Origin of the sequence: Halobacteriovorax vibrionivorans, from assembly GCF_003346865.1 — a bacterium.
GTDB lineage: Bacteria > Bdellovibrionota > Bacteriovoracia > Bacteriovoracales > Bacteriovoracaceae > Halobacteriovorax_A > Halobacteriovorax_A vibrionivorans.
Map to the genome: position 1 here is coordinate 1 of NZ_QDKL01000001.1, position 16,740 is coordinate 16,740.

A 16,740-nucleotide genomic window follows, 5' to 3' on the forward strand; every position below is an offset into this window, starting at 1 on the left:
CATGGCCAGTAGGAAAAAGTATAAAGCCTCCTCGAGCATAGGCCGGATATATGGAAGCTTATTTTAAGACCTACTGACTTAATTTATCTTGTTTCAAGGGACGGATTCATATATGGAACTACAGTTTAAAATCGAAAGTCGCCTCCCCTAAATACTTACTCTACACCTTCACTCGGGAAACAGAAAATTCACATTTATTTTGCATGAACTCTACCCTTCTCCAACAATTAGTCCGCACACCAGCGATAGACTAATTTATATAGAAAATGACTTCTAAAGAATCATTTAACAAGGAGACAATTATGAAAAAGCTAAACATTAATACTAAAGAAAAGGGGTCAGTTTAACTGGCCTTTTTTTTATTTTGATCTAGTTTGCTTTATCACTTCCTCTAGCTAAAGAAAAAACACTATTTACCGCTTTAATGAGTTAGGATAGTTTTAAACAAAATGAAAGCAGGTAAAAAAATGAATGATCAAAGTAATCGCAAAAAGGACCCTTTAGAAGGTGTGACTTTAAAGATGATGTTAACAGATGTCATCAATCTCTTTGGCTGTAAAGATATCTATAAAATGACTGAGATTAATAGCTTCAATGATGAACCGCCGATGTTCAATAAAATTTTAAAATTTATTAGAAAGAATCCATGGGCCATTCAAAAGATTGAAAAGATGTATCGAGGGAATTTAGAGACGATAGAGAAAATGAAAAGCGATGGAACTATATCAAAAAAAGACCTAGCTCTAGGTAGTGGTACTGGTGGGCGTAAGACAAAATATTAAGAGGAACTAACTTGTCCAGAAATAAGAAAAAAAAGAATAATCTAAGGGCACAATATCGCCTTCTTCATGATGAGGCCCAAAGAAATGGTGAAGACTATTATAGAGATCCTGTGACAGGAGGTAGAGTCTCAACAGAGGCCCGCTTAAAGAGAATGAGAAAGTGCTGTAAAGATGGCTGTCGCCATTGCCCATGGGGTTTCAAAAAAAGAAGTTAATAGAAAATCAATCAAATAGATACAGGTACTAACTCTCTTACAATAGGAAAAAGAAAAGCACCTGTAATAAATAATTAGAGATTTCTCTTATTCATTTCAATAAGTACTAAACTTAAAGCAGATTGAATTTTAGATAAGTCGTGCTCATACTTGCGCTTCATATCAGCATGACGTCCAAGGCTTCCAAATGCCCCCAGAAGAGTGCTTTGAGAGTCCTCTACTCTGGCCTTTAAGTATGAAAGCTTTGATTCTGACGCCTTCATTAGTTCTTCTTTTAGAGTCAATAATGTCCTATCAGAACACATTGAAGCGTCGTAGATTAGAGTATAAGCGTCTTGTTTTGCCTTCTTAAGAGACATGACCTTTTCTTCTGACATATTGTAGAAACAGCTATTAGATGCAAATGCTTGTGATGTTAAGAGTATAACGCTTAAGATGATAATTGCTTTCATAAAGTATTCCTCATTTCTTTAATTTATAGTTTTCACCAACATATTAACGCAAAATCTATCCATATCAATTCAACTAACACTTCTTATAGGAGTGTCTATTATTTAGACATAAAAGAATAATATTCAATAAAAGTCCTCGATAGATTAATTAGTGGTAAAAAAGAACAAATGAAATTAGGGGGAATAAATGAAATCATTAATTATTGGACTATCTATTATTACATCACTTACTTCATCAGCACTTGGGGTAGATTTTGATAAAAATCTAGACATTGCAATCAGAAAAGCGGCGATTGCTACAGACCTTAAATTTAACTGTAGAGGATCCCTTCAGGAAAATAAATTGAGCTCACTTTGTGATCAAACAATCCGCGATGCAATTGAAGAAGGATTTAGTGATCAAGAAATCGTAGATTCAATTATGCGAGTACCAAATCGTGGAGATGAACGAGAAGCTCTACAATTTGAAGGCATTGAAGAAGCAATTGAAGAAGTTTATAGAAGCATGTAAGTTTAATGCCCTGATAAAACAGGGCCATCTTTTAAATGAAATAAAAACTATCCATTACCTTCGCGTGTTTCTCTTTCAACCATTTCTTCGAGTTTCTTATGAAGCTCTCTATTCTTTTTAGATACAACTTTATTGAAGATTGGAAGAAACTCTTTCTTTCTCTTTTTCATAACAGGGCCAATTAACTCAGACAAAAAGTAGTTCTGATTAACATTTAGAAGCTTGTCGTATACACGGCAAAGCTCTTTTGCCAGTTCAGGAGACCATTCATCAACTAATTCATCCGAACTTTTTCGAATAAGTGTTAGAAGTTTATTATCACCACTTCCCTTGATTTCTTTAACCGCCTTGAGATCTTTTATATATGCCTCTTTCATATTCGAGCCAAAGCTCTGGTATGACATTAGCATCAACGAAAAAGAGATTAGAATATATTTTAAATATCGTTTTAAAATCATTGTGGAACCTCCTGCAGTTGTTCCTTATATGAATCCGGTATCTGGTAATAGATGGCAATCGGCCTTCTAAGGCCACCGACGCGAGTTGGTTCATCATTGATAAAGTCACTTATGTATTCATTCTCAGATGCCTTAATTTCAATATGCCCAGGTGCCCCTCTTCTGACTCCATCGACTGTCGTATTACGATTTGAATTTATTTTTTCATAAACGATAATCGCACCAGGAGGAGCAGTCTCAGGAGTTAAGTGAGACATTTCAGGATAATCGAGAATATTTTCAAACCCATGTTTTCTAAGCCAATTCCCACCTTCCACAGCATCATCTGCATTACGACTCCATGGATATTCAGAGAAGTTTGCATAACGCTCACCCTCTTCGCCAGGATATGGATAGATCGCATGCTTAACATATGCTGCACACTTTGCTATTGATCTATTTGCTGGTTTGCTATTAGAAAAGCCACTTCTATTACAAAGCTCTCGTAAGCATTTAGATGCATTGTTTCTAATTCTTGTGATCGTATCACGCATACGAGGCTCTTGAGTTGCATTTGATATCGCCTCTTCTAAGACTTTGCGATTCTGTAATCGTATGGCCTCTTGCTTCTCTTCTAATTCTTTAGCATATTGAACTGCTTTCTCACCTAATCCATTTGTTATTCTATCTAATTCATCTTGATTAAATGGGGTGATAATTTTTGGTAAGTAAGATAGTAGATTATCTTGATTTGAACATTGTACTACGACTTCAGACGTCGTCTCTAAAATCTGAACAAGTCTATCGCAATATGCAAATGGAGTGTCCTGTACTTCACAAGAGCGAAGCGTTTCTAATGTCGTGGCCAGATATTGACTAAGCTTTTCTGGATTATCAATTAGTGATTCGACATGAGCTTCTAAACTATTTGGTTGAGCCAAAAAGTCATCAATACAAGAGCTCGTTGAAAGTCTTGGGTCAGAGTCATCTGTTGTCGTACAAATACCTTTTCCATCATCTCCTGGCCCAAAAATTAAAGGGTTACATCGAAAGAGATTGGCCCCTCCACATGAATTACGATATTTTTCTCCAAAGACTTCAAGATCTGCATTATTTCGAACAGAGCGAGACCAAGGAGCTTGGCATTTACTATTTTTGATAGTCGTCATCCAACCTCCGAAGTGACAATAAATTGTCGGATCATCTATTGAGGCGTATGCACTATCGATTATACTCTCTAAAAAATAGAGTTTATTAACTGTTAAATAGACTTTGATTTTTTCTTGCTCGTAATCAGTTTTTCTAGCTTGCTGATCTAGAGAATTTAAAAGATTAATATGTAGATCTTTACGTTGGGAAGTACTTAACTTTGAGTAAGCGACGCTTAATCTCTCTTGTGTCCATTCAAACTCACTTGCCAAGACAATAGAATTAAAGCCAATGAATAAAAATATAAGAACTATGTTCTTAATGTCTCTTCTCACATCTTCCCCACGAAATATCTCTGTATCTATTTCGGTCTAAATGTGAAAGAACTTTAATAAAACACTACACTATAGACGAATCCCAAGCTTAGGTAATTGAAATCACTAAGATTATTCTATTATCATTTTCATTATTGAATAAGTAGCGTTTGAATTTAGCTGTAAGTGCGCCTCAAATACTCTCTCCTCTATCCAAGTCATACCACGGCCATCAAAGCATGTGATTGTAATCCAGCCTTTAAAAGGAACAATACTAGAATCTGGGCTTATTGAGTATTCCTTCCCCCAATGAATATTTTCTAACTTCATGCCTACAGGAAAAAGACTTTCATCTTCACAACTAATTTTTTTTCGAAAATCTGGCGTTAGTGAAAATGACTTATCTAAATAATACATTTGAATTGTTGAAAAAGTGTAACCAGATGAGAAGTTTACAACTTCAAGGCTTAGCTGTTTATTATAGCTTAAGAAATAGTCTATCCTCTTTTTATTAAGATCCATATTGGAGCTAACTTTGGCACCTAGATAATCTAAGTAATGATGATTCTCCAAACCTGTTAGATGTCCCGTTTCATGAATAAGTAGCGCAACAATTTGACCAAAGTTAATAGCAGGAATATCTCTGTTATCTATATCTTCATATAATAAGTCACTATTAATAAAAATAGGGCCATCATTTGTTAGACCGGTAACAGCAAGTCTTACTCTATTTTCACCTTCAGTGTAGAATAATTTCCCACTGTCCTTTCCTGATAAAAATATTAATTTCTCACTATCTTTAGAATTAAGACGGGCAATATTTAAGATCTTTTTTAAATCTATTTCTTCTTGTTGTGTTAGCTCACAATTTAAAGAAAGTAGACAATCTTCGATATATAAAGGCAAATTTAAAAGTGCATTAGTAAAGTCTTGCTCTACGACACCCCCACCGTTTCCGACATAATCACCCATTCTTGCCACTATATCAGGAGTAATATTATTTGGTTTTTTATAACCAAAAGCATGTGGTGTACTTAATAAAATCAAAAAAATACATTTGTAGATAATTATTTTCATCATTGTTGCTTACCTTTTTTTACCAAAGTATGTGGAAAAAACTGAATATTGAGCTGATAAATTGAGTCTGCATTCTTATCTTTTGCAAAAGTGTGATTAAATTCCTGACAAAACTCTATAATCTTATCCTTAGCTTTTGAAATATCATCATCGCTAATGGCCAGTGTTAAAGAGCTAATTTGCCTTAGGGCCATTTCTATTTCATCAATGGACTCATGCCCTCTTGAAATCATTTCCTTATGATGAGAGCGAATGGCAGAAGAAGGAATCGTATCTCCTGTAGAGTAACCCTTTGTCGGTTTTTTTAAATTGCCATCCTTATCTCTTTTTAAAACACCCATTTTCACTAATTGTTCAATCGAACTCTTAACTTTAGAAGGTTGAACTTTTTTTCTTAGCTGATTTGAAATCCAATCATAATCTTCTCTAAAGTCTTCTAAGAGAACTAAGTTTTTAATAGCAAAGAAATGCCATTGTGAAATATATGAAAATTCATCTAAACTAATACGATTAAATGTACCATGAGATTTGAGTTTATTTAGATATTGTAAAGTCCTTGAGCAATCTTTATTTTTTCGTTTTTCTTTTTCAAGCTGAACAAGTAATTGCAAATACCTTGCTTCATCTTCAGACAAATCTAAATCAAAAGCAATAGAAGCAATCAAATCATGACTAGGAACTCTTTGTCCCTTTAAGACCATAGAAAGAATTGAAGAAGACTTATAACCGAGACGTGTGGCCCACTGCTCGAGTGTCTTTGGACGTGATTTAAAATGAGACGCTGGCGAGACTACATAATTTAAGTAGTCTAAAAAATTATCAAAATTTAAAGCTGATACTTTTTCCATTGCCAATTTTTCTTCTTATAAAAACACAAAGAGGGGGCCGAGGCCCCCCTACAACACAATCACTTATTAGTTACAAGCTGGTACGCTGTAGTCTAACTCGCTAGTTCTATAAACGTTAGTTCCACCTCTTGAAGTGTACTCAACGTCTAGAGTTCCATCTAATTCATATGAACGATTTTCAATTCCGTATTGAAGACATTTACCTAGTACACGGTCATCGCTATCTCTTGTGTATTCTCTTTCAAGACATACTTTAACAGTGTAATTAATTGCAGTTGTAAGAACACCTGTTTCAAAACCATTACATACGTAATCATAGTGTCCATCTGATTTTTTTCCACTGTCTGCAACCCATACCTTTGAGTATCCAGTACAATATTTAACAGGTGATAAAGTTCTTAGATTTTCACCGTCAGTACATACCTCAAGAATTGATCCAACATGACCTTGTGCCGAAAAGAATACTTCATCACCGATGATATTTCTTTGTGAAGCAAAAGTGTTAGCAGTAAATAAAATTGCGAATAGTGCGATTAGTTTCATAAATTCTCCCTAAATATAGTTTGTTAGTATCAAAAAGTTTTCTTTATAAAAACTTTAAACTTAATTTGTTGAAAAGAATTTATGAATTCAGAAAAATAATGACAAGTGATATTTTCACAAAAATAAAAATTATTTTTCACAAAAAAGAAAATCGCAATATTTTCAACATCTTACACGTGTCACTTTCACATTTTGTGAAAAAAAATGCTAAAAAAGTAAACTACTAGAATTACATCTTCTTGTGAAAGTGTGTGAAGAAAACAGAGGGATTTTTGCGCTCAAATAATTATTTAAGCCCGTATTTTGTTCTAAACAGGGAGCTCAATATTGAAGGTTGTGCCATGCCCTGGTTCGGAATCATAACTGATTGTTCCGTTATGCTCTTTGATAAAATTGAAAGATAGAGATAGGCCTAGGCCACTACCTTTTCCAAACTCTTTAGTTGTAAAATAAGGCTCAAAGACTTTCCTTTTGATTGCATCACTAATCCCAACACCCGAGTCGGAAACTTTAATTTGCACCTTTTCATTTGACTGAGAAAGAGTGACTTTAATCTCTTTATTATCACTTCCTTCAAGAGCATCTTTTGCGTTAGATAAGAGATTCATCATTACTTGCTGAATCTTTCCAGGATTACCATTGATTTTGATATCGCCTACTTGATTTTCAAGAGTAACCTCAATTCCATAATGATCATAGATTTGCTCAACCATAGCAATACAATCTTGAACGATCTGTGCAAGATTAAATTCTACCGTTTTCACATCATCTTTACGTGCAAAGGTTCTAAGTCCTTTAACGATATTTTCAATTTGATTTGCAGAGCCTTCGATCTTTTCAAATGAATTTATAATGCTTGCTTCATTTTTATTATTCTTATAACTTTCTCTCTTTAATCTCGTTAGATACCCTTTGATAATTGTTAATGGCCCATTTATTTCATGGCCAATCCCGGCGGCCAGCTCGCCAATAGCAGCAAGCTTTGAGCTATGAGTAATAACTTGATCCTTTTGTCTTAACTCATTTAATTGCGAGATAAGTTTTTGTTTAATTGGAATAATAATTTTAAAGAATTCGTAGATTAATAAGAGAATGATTAATGTGAAAAGTATAAACTCAACTTTACTTAGATTTAAAATTCTTGATTTTGAATAATCTGCAGACTCATAAACAATATGATTCATCGTTGCTAAGAAGCTTTCTGAATGATTGACGATATTGTTAAGACTATCCTTTTGGGTCTGGCAGTTATTGATTAAACAAACAACATCCTCTTCCATCATTTTTAACACAGGATCTAATGCTAAGTACTTATCTCTTATACTATCTGTGAATGCAGGAGCGATTTTGTGATCTTCACTACCATTTTTAAGATGCTCGTGTGTAGAAAAAAGAAGCTCTTTTGTTTTTAAGATGTCTTTACTAAGAGCGAGTTTTCTTTCTTCCCCACTTAAGGAATAAAGCAAAGATTGCTTAGCAAGTCTTTGGCTTAGCATACGCTGGCGGCCGGCCAAGTTAATTATCTCAGAATAACTTTCTTGCTGAAGAATAAAGTATTGAATTAATGCCTGGGCCAAGACAGTAAAAGCAACAATTGAAATAAAAGCTACGAGATACTTAAATGTAATACTTTTCTCGTTTTCAATTTTCATTATTAAAAAATGTCCTTCGTAAATGGATAGAGAACAAAAAATTTTGAATCTACACAAATATAATAGGTTTAGCTCTTATAACGAAAATTAAACTACTTATACAAGTTTATAAACTTAAATTTAGAAAAATATGATAAAAAAACGTGTCATAACCAAAGAAGTTATAGATTCCAGTGTACTACACGTTTTATGAACTAATACTAAAATTTAGCGAAGATCACTTCTCTCATATGCATCAGTCACAAAAATTTCAACGAGTGCATTAAGAGCATCTGTAACAGTGAAGATTCCGTACACCTTTCCATTTTCATCGAGGACAATTGCTGAGCCAACTTTATTATTTGAAAGTTGATAGGCCACTTCTCCAAGATTATCACCACGATAAACAGATAAAACAGATTCATTCATAAAGTCTCTTACTCTAATTGCTTCCTGCCAACCTTTCCCATACAAGGCCATCACGTCACGCTCTGAGATAATCCCTAAGATTTGCTCTCCATCACTTACTGGAAGGTGTCTGATATTATTTTCTTTCATAATACTAAAGGCCTGATCCAATAGAGCATTCTCGGAGATGACATGAAGGATAGGTGTTGTGAATTCTTCGACTTTAATATTTTTCATTTTAAGCTCCTTGTTTAATAAAATTCTATCACTTCAAGCTACAATTAATCTGAGCTATATCAGAGAATTCATTTAAATTAAGGCATAGTTCATACGAATAAGAAGCGTGTACTACACTCTATTTAATAAGCTATTGAAAACAAACGATATTTAATATTTGATTTGAGTTAAAGCGTTATGTATTTGTAATTTAAACGGCAAAACAATATAATCTGCTTATATGAAGACGGATAGAAAGAAAGTCATACTAGTTGCCGAAGACGAACCAATCTTAAATGAGATGTATGTTGAAGCATTTGAATCACTTGGTTATAAAACAGTTGGTGTTCATGACGGCCATCAGGCTCTGGCCTTTGCAAAAGAAAATCAAGTAGACTTTCTAGTTACAGACTTAAAAATGCCAAAAATGGATGGAATAACTCTTATCGAAGAGCTTAGAAAAATTCACCCAGAAATTCCACCTGTTCTTATTATTACTGGCTTTATCGATGAAGCAAATACTTTAAGGGCCAAAGAGTTAGGCGCTCTTGATCTCATGACAAAACCATTTGATTTCGACAATGTCATTGGAAAAATTGAAAAGACTTTTGATCAAGCCAGCTAAATTTTTTCTTAAAAATATTAAATTTCTTATCTAAAGCCTTATCAAACTTTCATATCTCTTAAGGCAAAATCTATAATTATCTGATTTTTATCATGTTTTAAACGCAATGTTCTGTAACACACCATATGTTGCTCAAACTAAATAAATTCAATAAGATACATGTATGCTAGATAAAACAAGAAAGAAAGTTGTAATTGCTGAAGATGAAACAACATTGAATGAAATATATGTGGAGATCCTAGAAGATCTCGGCCATGAAGCAGTGGGCTTTGAAGATGGTGCAACAGCACTTGATTACATATTGAAAAACGAAGTTGATTTTGTTGTAAGTGACTTAAAGATGCCTATAATGGACGGTTTGACACTTTTAAAAGAGTTAAGAAAGAGGCATCCATCGCATCCACCAGTGCTCATTATAACGGGTTATTTTAACCCACAAATAAGAAAGGATGCATTGGAATTTGGCGTTGTCGATCTCATTTCTAAGCCGTTTGATTTTGAAAAAATAAGTGAATACCTAGATCGCTAAAACTCACAGCTTAGCTGGAGGAGAATATGACAAAGCTCACTCCAATTTATAAGAAAGTAAGTAAAGTTTTGAATGATCAAAATACGGCAATAAAAGTATCTTCTTTTATCGTCACTTTAATTGCCTCATCGGTAATGTTTGGTTGGATAAAGAACATCCCTTCTTTGATTCAAGTACAACCAAACTTTGTTCCAATGCAATTTAACACGGCCCTTTGCTTCATCTTATCAGCTGCAACTATTTACTTTATATCTAATAAGAAAAGAATAAAGAGCATATTAATTCAGCATATCTTTGCAACAATATTATTTTTGATTTCTTTCACAAGCCTTCTTCAATATATAATCGGCATCAACTTAGGTATTGATCAATTATTTCTTGAACATTATATATTAGTGAAGTCAGAATTTCCCGGTAGAATGTCCCCTAATACGGCAACATGTTTTATTCTAATTTCGGCCTTATCTTTTGTCAGTTTACTCAAAGTTACAGAAAGAAGACTACTCGTTTTAAAGTTAATAATCACATCAATTATTATTGCTTTTTCTGCTACTTCGTTTCTTGGATATTTATTAGGAATTGATGTAACATTTGCTTGGCAAAAACATACGAGAATGGCCATTCATACATCTTTTCTTTTTCTTACCTTATCAAGTGGATTCTTTTACTATGTAATTAAAAGATTTAGACACCGTAGCTACTTCAACTGGCTACCAATACCCACTGCATTAGTTATTTTAGTATCATTTGTTATTGCTGCTCAATTTATTAAACAAAATGAGGCCCAAACAATAGAGCAAACGATCATACACGACTCACAAGATCTTGAGAGTAAGGTATTAATCGTCATTGAAGAAAATTTAAAAGCGATCGACAGGCTCTCTCAACGACTTTCATATACTGAAGGTATTAATGAGCAGAGATGGGAAAAAGATGCTAAAGACTATTACGACGACTTTAAATATTTTGAACAATTAGAGCTTTACTTAAATGATCCTCCAAGAAGGCTTTTCTATCCTAAGCGAGAGCTATCAATCAACTTAGACCAAAAAAGAGTCAAAGAATTAACACTTTATAATACATCACAAAGTCGAAAGCTCCTAATTAGCAATGTTGTTAAAGATAACAATAGCGAGTCTCTCGTCTACGTATCAACACCAGTTATATCTGATAATCAGTTAATTGGTATTCAGGTCATAACAACGAATATTAAAGATTTTTTCAATGAAGTTTTCACAGATATTGATAAAGAGACTTTTCAAATTAGAATACTTGAAAACAATAACCTTATCTATACTTCTTCACAAAAGAGAAATAAAAATGATAATTTCACTAGCTTCCTCTTAGATACAAATGGTGGAGAATGGAAAATCTCAATTTCACCAACTGATCGATATATTGCAACTCTTTCTTCATCAACAGCTGAGCTTGTCCTAATATTTGGTTCATTTATCTCACTACTTGGAGGACTGTTAATTTATAATTATCAAAATGTCGAATTAGCAAGAAAAGAGGCCCTTTACTCAGAAAAGATAAAGTCATCAATCCTAGCAAATATGAGTCATGAGATAAGAACTCCAATGAATGGAATTATTGGTATGGTGGATATACTATCAAAAGACTTAAAGAACAAACAGGACTTAAAGAAGGTGCAAATTATTAAGTCCTCTACCATGGCCCTAATGAAGACAATTAATGATATTCTCGACCTATCAAAGCTCGAATCAAATAAGCTTGAACTAAATGAAGAAGTTTTCAATTTTAAAGAATTAATAAGAGATATTGTCACTCTATTTTCATTAGAGAGTGCAAAGAATAACACCACAATAAGCTATTCATTCTCAAATGAGTTTCCGACATGGTTTAAAGGTGACTCATATAGAATAAGACAAGTTCTAAATAATATCGTAAGTAACTCTGTTAAGTTTACTAAGAATGGAAAGGTTAAAATTATTACGGACTTTAAACCTAATGGTAATAACTCGACTAAAATTTCAGTACAAGTAATCGATACGGGAATTGGCATAAATAAGGAACAAATTCCTAAACTTTTTGAAGATTATCAACAAGCTGAGCCAGGAACGACAAAGGACTTTGATGGTACAGGACTTGGTCTATCAATAAGTAAAAGAATTATAAAACTCTTAAAAGGTAGTATTAATATTGATAGTAATCCTGGGGAAGGTACTACTGTTAAGATCGAATTTGGATGTACTCCAAGTAAAGCCCCTACTCACAATACAAGATTATTTATATCTGAAAGTTACAATACCCTTAGCGTACTTGTCGTAGATGACAGCCAGATCCAACGAAAAATTTTGAAAGAATACCTTAAGAGATTAGATATCAAAGCGTCACTCGCAAAAAATGGCCATGAAGCACTAGAAAGACTAGAACAAAAACGCTTTGATCTTGTCTTTATTGACTACCATATGCCAACCCTTGATGGGATTGAGACGGCCAAGCTTATAAATGAAAAGTATGGCCTAAAAGCTCCAAAAATAATCGCCCTTACTGGAAGTATTGAAGTATCAAAAAATAAAGATTTTAAAGATGTTGGTGTTGATTTAGTTCTCTCTAAACCAATAGATTTCGAAAGTTTAAAAGGTATTATTTCTGAAAATATTGTAACTAAGAATAATACTTATCAGAAATCAACAACGGGATATCCTTATCTAAATAAGCTCATTTCAAAAGAAGAATTACTACTGAAGTTTGATGGGGATAAGCAATTACTAAAAGAATCAATCGATCTGCTACTTAGTAGCTCACCGATGTTAATTGAAAATATAGAAAGTGCTCTTGATGAAGAAGACTTTGAAAACTTAAGAATTAGTGCTCATTCTTATAGAAGTGCCATTGCAAACTTTCATATCGTACCAGCGATTAAATATGCTGAATTAATAGAAGATGCAGCACGATCACACAAACTCTACGAAGTAACGGAAAATTTAAAGAAGCTTAAAGAGGTATCACTTCTTTCACAAGAGAAATTGACAAAGATGTCCACAGAGCTAGGTGCATAAATGTATAAGATATTAATCATCGATGATGACGAGATTTCCACTCATATCCTTTCAACAAAGTTGAAAAAGCTTCAATATACGGTGAGTGTTTATAATGACCCATCAATTGTCATGGAAGATATAAAAATAGTAGAAGATGCAGATATTGTATTATTAGATATCATGATGCCTAATTTTTCAGGCTATGACGTACTAAAAGAGATACGTCAGTATTATAGCCAAAACAATATCCCAGTCATTATGGTGACCTCACAAAATACAACGTCAGAAATTGTTGATGCTCTAACTTTAGGTGCAAATGATTATGTTAATAAGCCAATACAATTTGAAGTTCTTCTTTCTCGTATAGAAACACAAATAAAAGTCTTAGAATTACATAAGAAGGATATACACAATAAACAGATACAATTATTTCATGCGATTGTGGCAACCTACAATCACGAAATAAATAATCAATTAAATATCGCTCTAAATATTTCTAAAACATTAAGAAAAGACTTAAAAGATAATAAAGCAATAAACAGACTAGATCATGCCATTGAAAAGATTGGCCAATTTGTAAATAAGATCGAAGAATTAAATCCAACGATAGATCACTCAATGAAAGATTATTTGAATGAAGCTAAAATGCTAAACCTCAATAATGAAGAATGATTTATTACTTCTCCCAAAGAAGCTCAAGTTCACCAATTCTTTTTACAAATAAATACGATAAGACACCTGAAGCCATCGTTAGGCCAATAGCAAGACCGGCCCATAACCCAGCAGCTTCCATTCCATGATAGTAAGTAAGAAAGATTCCAGCAGGGATTCCAATTAACCAATAACCACAAAACGAATAAATCATAGGTAGCTTACTCATCCCCAATCCTCTTAAGATTCCCCACATGGTAATTTGTAGTCCATCAGGTATTTGAAAAAGGGCGACAAAGAAGAAAAGATTTGCACCGTAAGCAATAACCTCTTTATCTGTTGTGAAGAGACTAATTAATGTTTCAGGAAATAAGAAATAGAACATTGCCATACAAAGCATGTAAGCTTCGGCCATAAAGATACAACCATAAGAATAACTCTTAATCATATCCATATCTTTTCTTCCAAGTCCATATCCCACCTTAACACCAGCAGCTCCATTAATTGCCAGAGGAACCATAAATGTGAGTCCAGCTATATTTAGAACGATATTATGTGAAGCAGATGCTACGAGACTCATTCTCCCAATAAGAACAGTTACAGTTGAGAACATTAGAACTTCAATGAATGTACCAAGACCAACTGGTATCCCCAACCTAATTAACTCTTTAAATGACTTCTTATTAAAATGACTTTCAATTGGAAGAACTCGATATGCATAGACATAGAGAATGATCGCTAATACAAAGCGGGTAATAACTGTTGCAACGGCAGCGCCCTTAATTCCCATTTCAGGAATAGGGCCAATTCCAAACATTAAGCAATAATTCATAATGAGATTTATAATATTCATCACTATGATTAAGACATTTGAAAAAATAGTTTTATCAAAGGCCTGAAGGTATTCTTTAATCATTTGAAAAACTAAGGCCGGGATAATGGATATATTAACCCAAAGCAGATAGGTTTTAACGAGTGGAACTATTTCTTTATTAAGGCCAATTGCATCGACAAAATACGTAAAGATATAGAGCGCAAGACAAATAAGAGAGCCTAGGCCCAAGGCCAAAGTCATTCCACTTCCCCATACACCATTAGTATGAGGATTAGCATCCTCGCCTCTCATTCTTGCAGTAACTGCACTTACAGAAAATAAAGCTGATACACCAATCATAACAAATGGGGCCAACATTCCAGATGCAACTCCAATAGAAGAAACAGCTGCAGTGGAATAGCGCCCGGCCACAAAGATATCTCCAACGTTAAATAACATTTGCCCAACCTGTCCGATGACAAGTGGGATAGTAAAGTAGATTAATTCTTTGAGTCGTTTTGATGTTGTTTCGATAACCATAATAGCTAGGAATATACCCTAATTTTTGAATTGATGGCATATAAAAATTGTCGTCAAAATAACTTTAGTTTCAACCTCACTAGGCGTATTCTAGGGATATAAAAAAGGAGGACTTTTGAAATTACTAAATAGCGCAAAGGAAGCACTCTCTCATGTCTATTCAAACTCAAATGTTTTTATTCACGGTGGTGATGCAACTCCTACTGAGTTAATTAATGGACTAATCGAAAATGCTCAGCGCCTAAACAATGTAACACTAACTCATCTTCATACACACGGTGAAGCGAAGTATGCAGACACTAAATACAAAGATATATTTAATATCGTAAACCTCTTTGTAGGGGGAAACTTAAGAAAGTATGTGGATTATGATCGCATTGATTACCTTCCTTGCTTTTTGTCTGAGATCCCAAACCTATTTCGCTCAAGACAAGTCCCCCTCGACTTTGCTTTAATTCATGTAAGCCCTCCAGATATTCATGGTTTTTGTACTCTTGGAACTTCAGTTGATGTGGCCAAGGCAGCGGTCAATAGTGCTAAAGTTGTCATAGCGCAAATCAATCCACATATGCCTCGTGTTCATGGGGATGGATTTATTCATGTAAGTGAAATTGACTACGCTATCGAAATTAATCGCGCACTATCAGATAGTCATGGAAGCCCCCTTAGCGAAGAGGATTTAAAAATTGGTCAGCTTACAGCGACTCTCATTGAAGATGGTGCCACTCTCCAGATGGGAATAGGAAGTATTCCCGATGCAGTATTAAGTAGTTTAACTAATCATAAGAACTTAGGAATTCACACTGAGATGTGGTCTGACGGTGCCTTAAAACTAATAAAGTCTGGCGCTGTTAATAACTCCATGAAGAACGTTCATCGAGGAAAGACTGTAAGTTCATTTATTGTTGGTGGTAAAGATGTTCATGATTTTATCAATGATAACCCGAGTGTAATTCAGCTTGAAGCCGATTATGTGAATAACCCTAGTATCATTAAGAGAAATCCAAAAGTTTGTGCAATTAATAGTGCCGTTGAAATCGACTTAACAGGACAGGTTTGTGCAGACTCAATCGGACATCATATTATTTCAGGTGTTGGTGGACAGATGGACTTCATGCGAGGCGCAAGCCTTTCACAAGGAGGAAAGCCTATCATCGTCATCAACTCTCGTAGTAAAAGAGGGATACCAAAAATTGTTCCAACATTAAAAAATGGTGCAGGAGTCGTCACAACACGCTCACATATTCACTATGTTGTAACTGAATTTGGTATTGCTAACCTCTATGGAAAGACACTTAAGCAAAGAGCACAAGAATTAATTAAGATTGCTCATCCTGAAGATCGACAAGAATTAGAAAGAAAATGGCATGAACTGCACTGTAAGCTCTAGCTTACAGTGCCTCTGTAGAGGCTGTGGCCTGACAGAGTAGATCCACTATCCCATTACCTTCAAGTTTTGAATTGGCGACTTTTAAATCAATACTCTTAAAAAGACCAAATGAGATGAATGACCTTAGATTTAGAATATAAGGAACATCACTACCTTGTACCTTAACGAATTTATCTGCAACGTACTTCTCGTATATATCTCTAAAACCTGAGCTTTCAATCACTAGAAGCATAACTATAATAGTAATCTCGATACGACTTTCCTCAACTTTTTGATGAATAAAATGAGTTAATTCATCAATATTGGTGAAATTTCTTTGAGCTATTGAATCGATCGCATCAACTAAGTTTTGCACACAGAACTCACCACAAGTTGCGATGAACTCCTCTTTTGAACCAAAGTGATATAGAACAGAAGACACATTTATTTCGGCCTTCTTTGCAATATCGCGAAGACTAACACCGTAAACACCACTTTCTGCCATCATCGGTAGAGCAACATCAATTAAATTCTGTTTAGTTTTGTTTTCTTTCATATAATATTCCTAAAAGTGTTAAAGAATATTCTTGATTCACATTCGTTAACATGTTAACTATATAG

At 34.1% G+C, this 16,740-nt stretch carries 18 protein-coding genes; 8 read left to right on the plus strand and 10 right to left on the minus strand.

What is annotated here, in order from left to right:
• Positions 1-449 precede the first annotated feature (449 nt).
• Positions 450-782, plus strand: coding sequence for a VF530 family DNA-binding protein (locus DAY19_RS00005; RefSeq protein ID WP_114705127.1), 333 nt, complete (start codon positions 450-452; stop codon positions 780-782).
• Positions 783-793: 11 nt separating this feature from the next.
• The gene (locus DAY19_RS00010; RefSeq protein ID WP_114705128.1) at positions 794-997 is read left to right on the plus strand and encodes a DUF5522 domain-containing protein; all 204 of its coding nucleotides are present in this window, start codon (positions 794-796) and stop codon (positions 995-997) included.
• A gap of 74 nt (positions 998-1,071) precedes the next feature.
• Here DAY19_RS00010 and DAY19_RS00015 read toward each other — a convergent pair whose 3' ends face one another.
• The gene (locus DAY19_RS00015; protein ID WP_114705129.1) at positions 1,072-1,449 is read right to left on the minus strand and encodes a hypothetical protein; all 378 of its coding nucleotides are present in this window, start codon (positions 1,447-1,449) and stop codon (positions 1,072-1,074) included.
• A gap of 187 nt (positions 1,450-1,636) precedes the next feature.
• Between DAY19_RS00015 and DAY19_RS00020 the strand changes: the two genes are divergently transcribed.
• A complete protein-coding gene (locus DAY19_RS00020) occupies positions 1,637-1,960 on the plus strand; it encodes a hypothetical protein (RefSeq protein WP_114705130.1) in 324 nt (107 codons plus the stop codon).
• A gap of 47 nt (positions 1,961-2,007) precedes the next feature.
• On the opposite strand, the gene DAY19_RS00025 is transcribed toward DAY19_RS00020, so the two are convergent.
• From DAY19_RS00025 to DAY19_RS00055, 7 genes are all read right to left on the minus strand, one after another.
• Positions 2,008-2,418: a hypothetical protein gene (locus tag DAY19_RS00025; protein WP_114705131.1), complete on the minus strand. Its 411-nt coding sequence runs from the start codon at positions 2,416-2,418 to the stop codon at positions 2,008-2,010.
• The gene (locus DAY19_RS00030) at positions 2,415-3,881 is read right to left on the minus strand and encodes a hypothetical protein (RefSeq protein ID WP_114705132.1); all 1,467 of its coding nucleotides are present in this window, start codon (positions 3,879-3,881) and stop codon (positions 2,415-2,417) included. Before DAY19_RS00030 ends, DAY19_RS00025 begins: the two co-directional genes overlap by 4 nt.
• Positions 3,882-3,992: 111 nt before the next feature.
• Positions 3,993-4,940, minus strand: coding sequence for a hypothetical protein (locus DAY19_RS00035; RefSeq protein ID WP_114705133.1), 948 nt, complete (start codon positions 4,938-4,940; stop codon positions 3,993-3,995).
• Positions 4,937-5,785, minus strand: coding sequence for a DUF4423 domain-containing protein (locus DAY19_RS00040; RefSeq protein ID WP_133296836.1), 849 nt, complete (start codon positions 5,783-5,785; stop codon positions 4,937-4,939). Before DAY19_RS00040 ends, DAY19_RS00035 begins: the two co-directional genes overlap by 4 nt.
• Before the next feature lie 66 nt (positions 5,786-5,851).
• On the minus strand, positions 5,852-6,328 hold the full coding sequence (locus DAY19_RS00045; protein ID WP_114705135.1) for a hypothetical protein: 477 nt from the start codon (positions 6,326-6,328) through the stop codon (positions 5,852-5,854).
• 308 nt (positions 6,329-6,636) lie between these two features.
• The gene (locus DAY19_RS00050; RefSeq protein WP_114705136.1) at positions 6,637-7,980 is read right to left on the minus strand and encodes an ATP-binding protein; all 1,344 of its coding nucleotides are present in this window, start codon (positions 7,978-7,980) and stop codon (positions 6,637-6,639) included.
• Positions 7,981-8,187: 207 nt separating this feature from the next.
• The gene (locus DAY19_RS00055; protein WP_114705137.1) at positions 8,188-8,604 is read right to left on the minus strand and encodes a CBS domain-containing protein; all 417 of its coding nucleotides are present in this window, start codon (positions 8,602-8,604) and stop codon (positions 8,188-8,190) included.
• A gap of 220 nt (positions 8,605-8,824) precedes the next feature.
• Between DAY19_RS00055 and DAY19_RS00060 the strand changes: the two genes are divergently transcribed.
• The 4 genes from DAY19_RS00060 to DAY19_RS00075 all read left to right on the plus strand — a co-directional run bounded on the left by DAY19_RS00060 (position 8,825) and on the right by DAY19_RS00075 (position 13,417).
• On the plus strand, positions 8,825-9,208 hold the full coding sequence (locus DAY19_RS00060; protein ID WP_114705138.1) for a response regulator: 384 nt from the start codon (positions 8,825-8,827) through the stop codon (positions 9,206-9,208).
• A gap of 163 nt (positions 9,209-9,371) precedes the next feature.
• Positions 9,372-9,737: a response regulator gene (locus tag DAY19_RS00065; protein WP_114705139.1), complete on the plus strand. Its 366-nt coding sequence runs from the start codon at positions 9,372-9,374 to the stop codon at positions 9,735-9,737.
• A gap of 26 nt (positions 9,738-9,763) precedes the next feature.
• Positions 9,764-12,763, plus strand: a complete 3,000-nt coding sequence (locus DAY19_RS00070; RefSeq protein ID WP_114705140.1) for an ATP-binding protein — start codon at positions 9,764-9,766, stop codon at positions 12,761-12,763.
• Positions 12,764-13,417: a response regulator gene (locus DAY19_RS00075; protein ID WP_114705141.1), complete on the plus strand. Its 654-nt coding sequence runs from the start codon at positions 12,764-12,766 to the stop codon at positions 13,415-13,417. It begins immediately after the preceding gene.
• A 4-nt stretch (positions 13,418-13,421) separates the two neighbouring features.
• On the opposite strand, the gene DAY19_RS00080 is transcribed toward DAY19_RS00075, so the two are convergent.
• Positions 13,422-14,750 (minus strand): MATE family efflux transporter, encoded by a 1,329-nt coding sequence (locus DAY19_RS00080; protein WP_114705142.1) that lies wholly within the window; start codon positions 14,748-14,750, stop codon positions 13,422-13,424.
• Positions 14,751-14,865: 115 nt separating this feature from the next.
• On the opposite strand from DAY19_RS00080, the gene DAY19_RS00085 reads away from it, so the two are divergent.
• On the plus strand, positions 14,866-16,140 hold the full coding sequence (locus tag DAY19_RS00085; RefSeq protein WP_114705143.1) for an acetyl-CoA hydrolase/transferase family protein: 1,275 nt from the start codon (positions 14,866-14,868) through the stop codon (positions 16,138-16,140).
• 1 nt (position 16,141) lies between these two features.
• On the opposite strand, the gene DAY19_RS00090 is transcribed toward DAY19_RS00085, so the two are convergent.
• On the minus strand, positions 16,142-16,675 hold the full coding sequence (locus tag DAY19_RS00090) for a TetR/AcrR family transcriptional regulator (protein WP_114705144.1): 534 nt from the start codon (positions 16,673-16,675) through the stop codon (positions 16,142-16,144).
• Positions 16,676-16,740: the final 65 nt, after the last annotated feature.

Bases quoted from the DNA above. Each gene is read 5' to 3' on its own strand.
- DAY19_RS00005 (WP_114705127.1), top strand. From the start codon at position 450: ATGAAAGCAGGTAAAAAAATGAATGATCAAAGTAATCGCAAAAAGGAC.
- DAY19_RS00015 (WP_114705129.1), bottom strand. From the start codon at position 1,449: ATGAAAGCAATTATCATCTTAAGCGTTATACTCTTAACATCACAAGCA.
- DAY19_RS00020 (WP_114705130.1), top strand. From the start codon at position 1,637: ATGAAATCATTAATTATTGGACTATCTATTATTACATCACTTACTTCA.
- DAY19_RS00025 (WP_114705131.1), bottom strand. From the start codon at position 2,418: ATGATTTTAAAACGATATTTAAAATATATTCTAATCTCTTTTTCGTTG.
- DAY19_RS00035 (WP_114705133.1), bottom strand. From the start codon at position 4,940: ATGATGAAAATAATTATCTACAAATGTATTTTTTTGATTTTATTAAGT.
- DAY19_RS00040 (WP_133296836.1), bottom strand. From the start codon at position 5,785: ATGGAAAAAGTATCAGCTTTAAATTTTGATAATTTTTTAGACTACTTA.
- DAY19_RS00045 (WP_114705135.1), bottom strand. From the start codon at position 6,328: ATGAAACTAATCGCACTATTCGCAATTTTATTTACTGCTAACACTTTT.
- DAY19_RS00050 (WP_114705136.1), bottom strand. From the start codon at position 7,980: ATGAAAATTGAAAACGAGAAAAGTATTACATTTAAGTATCTCGTAGCT.
- DAY19_RS00055 (WP_114705137.1), bottom strand. From the start codon at position 8,604: ATGAAAAATATTAAAGTCGAAGAATTCACAACACCTATCCTTCATGTC.
- DAY19_RS00060 (WP_114705138.1), top strand. From the start codon at position 8,825: ATGAAGACGGATAGAAAGAAAGTCATACTAGTTGCCGAAGACGAACCA.
- DAY19_RS00065 (WP_114705139.1), top strand. From the start codon at position 9,372: ATGCTAGATAAAACAAGAAAGAAAGTTGTAATTGCTGAAGATGAAACA.
- DAY19_RS00070 (WP_114705140.1), top strand. From the start codon at position 9,764: ATGACAAAGCTCACTCCAATTTATAAGAAAGTAAGTAAAGTTTTGAAT.
- DAY19_RS00075 (WP_114705141.1), top strand. From the start codon at position 12,764: ATGTATAAGATATTAATCATCGATGATGACGAGATTTCCACTCATATC.
- DAY19_RS00080 (WP_114705142.1), bottom strand. From the start codon at position 14,750: ATGGTTATCGAAACAACATCAAAACGACTCAAAGAATTAATCTACTTT.
- DAY19_RS00090 (WP_114705144.1), bottom strand. From the start codon at position 16,675: ATGAAAGAAAACAAAACTAAACAGAATTTAATTGATGTTGCTCTACCG.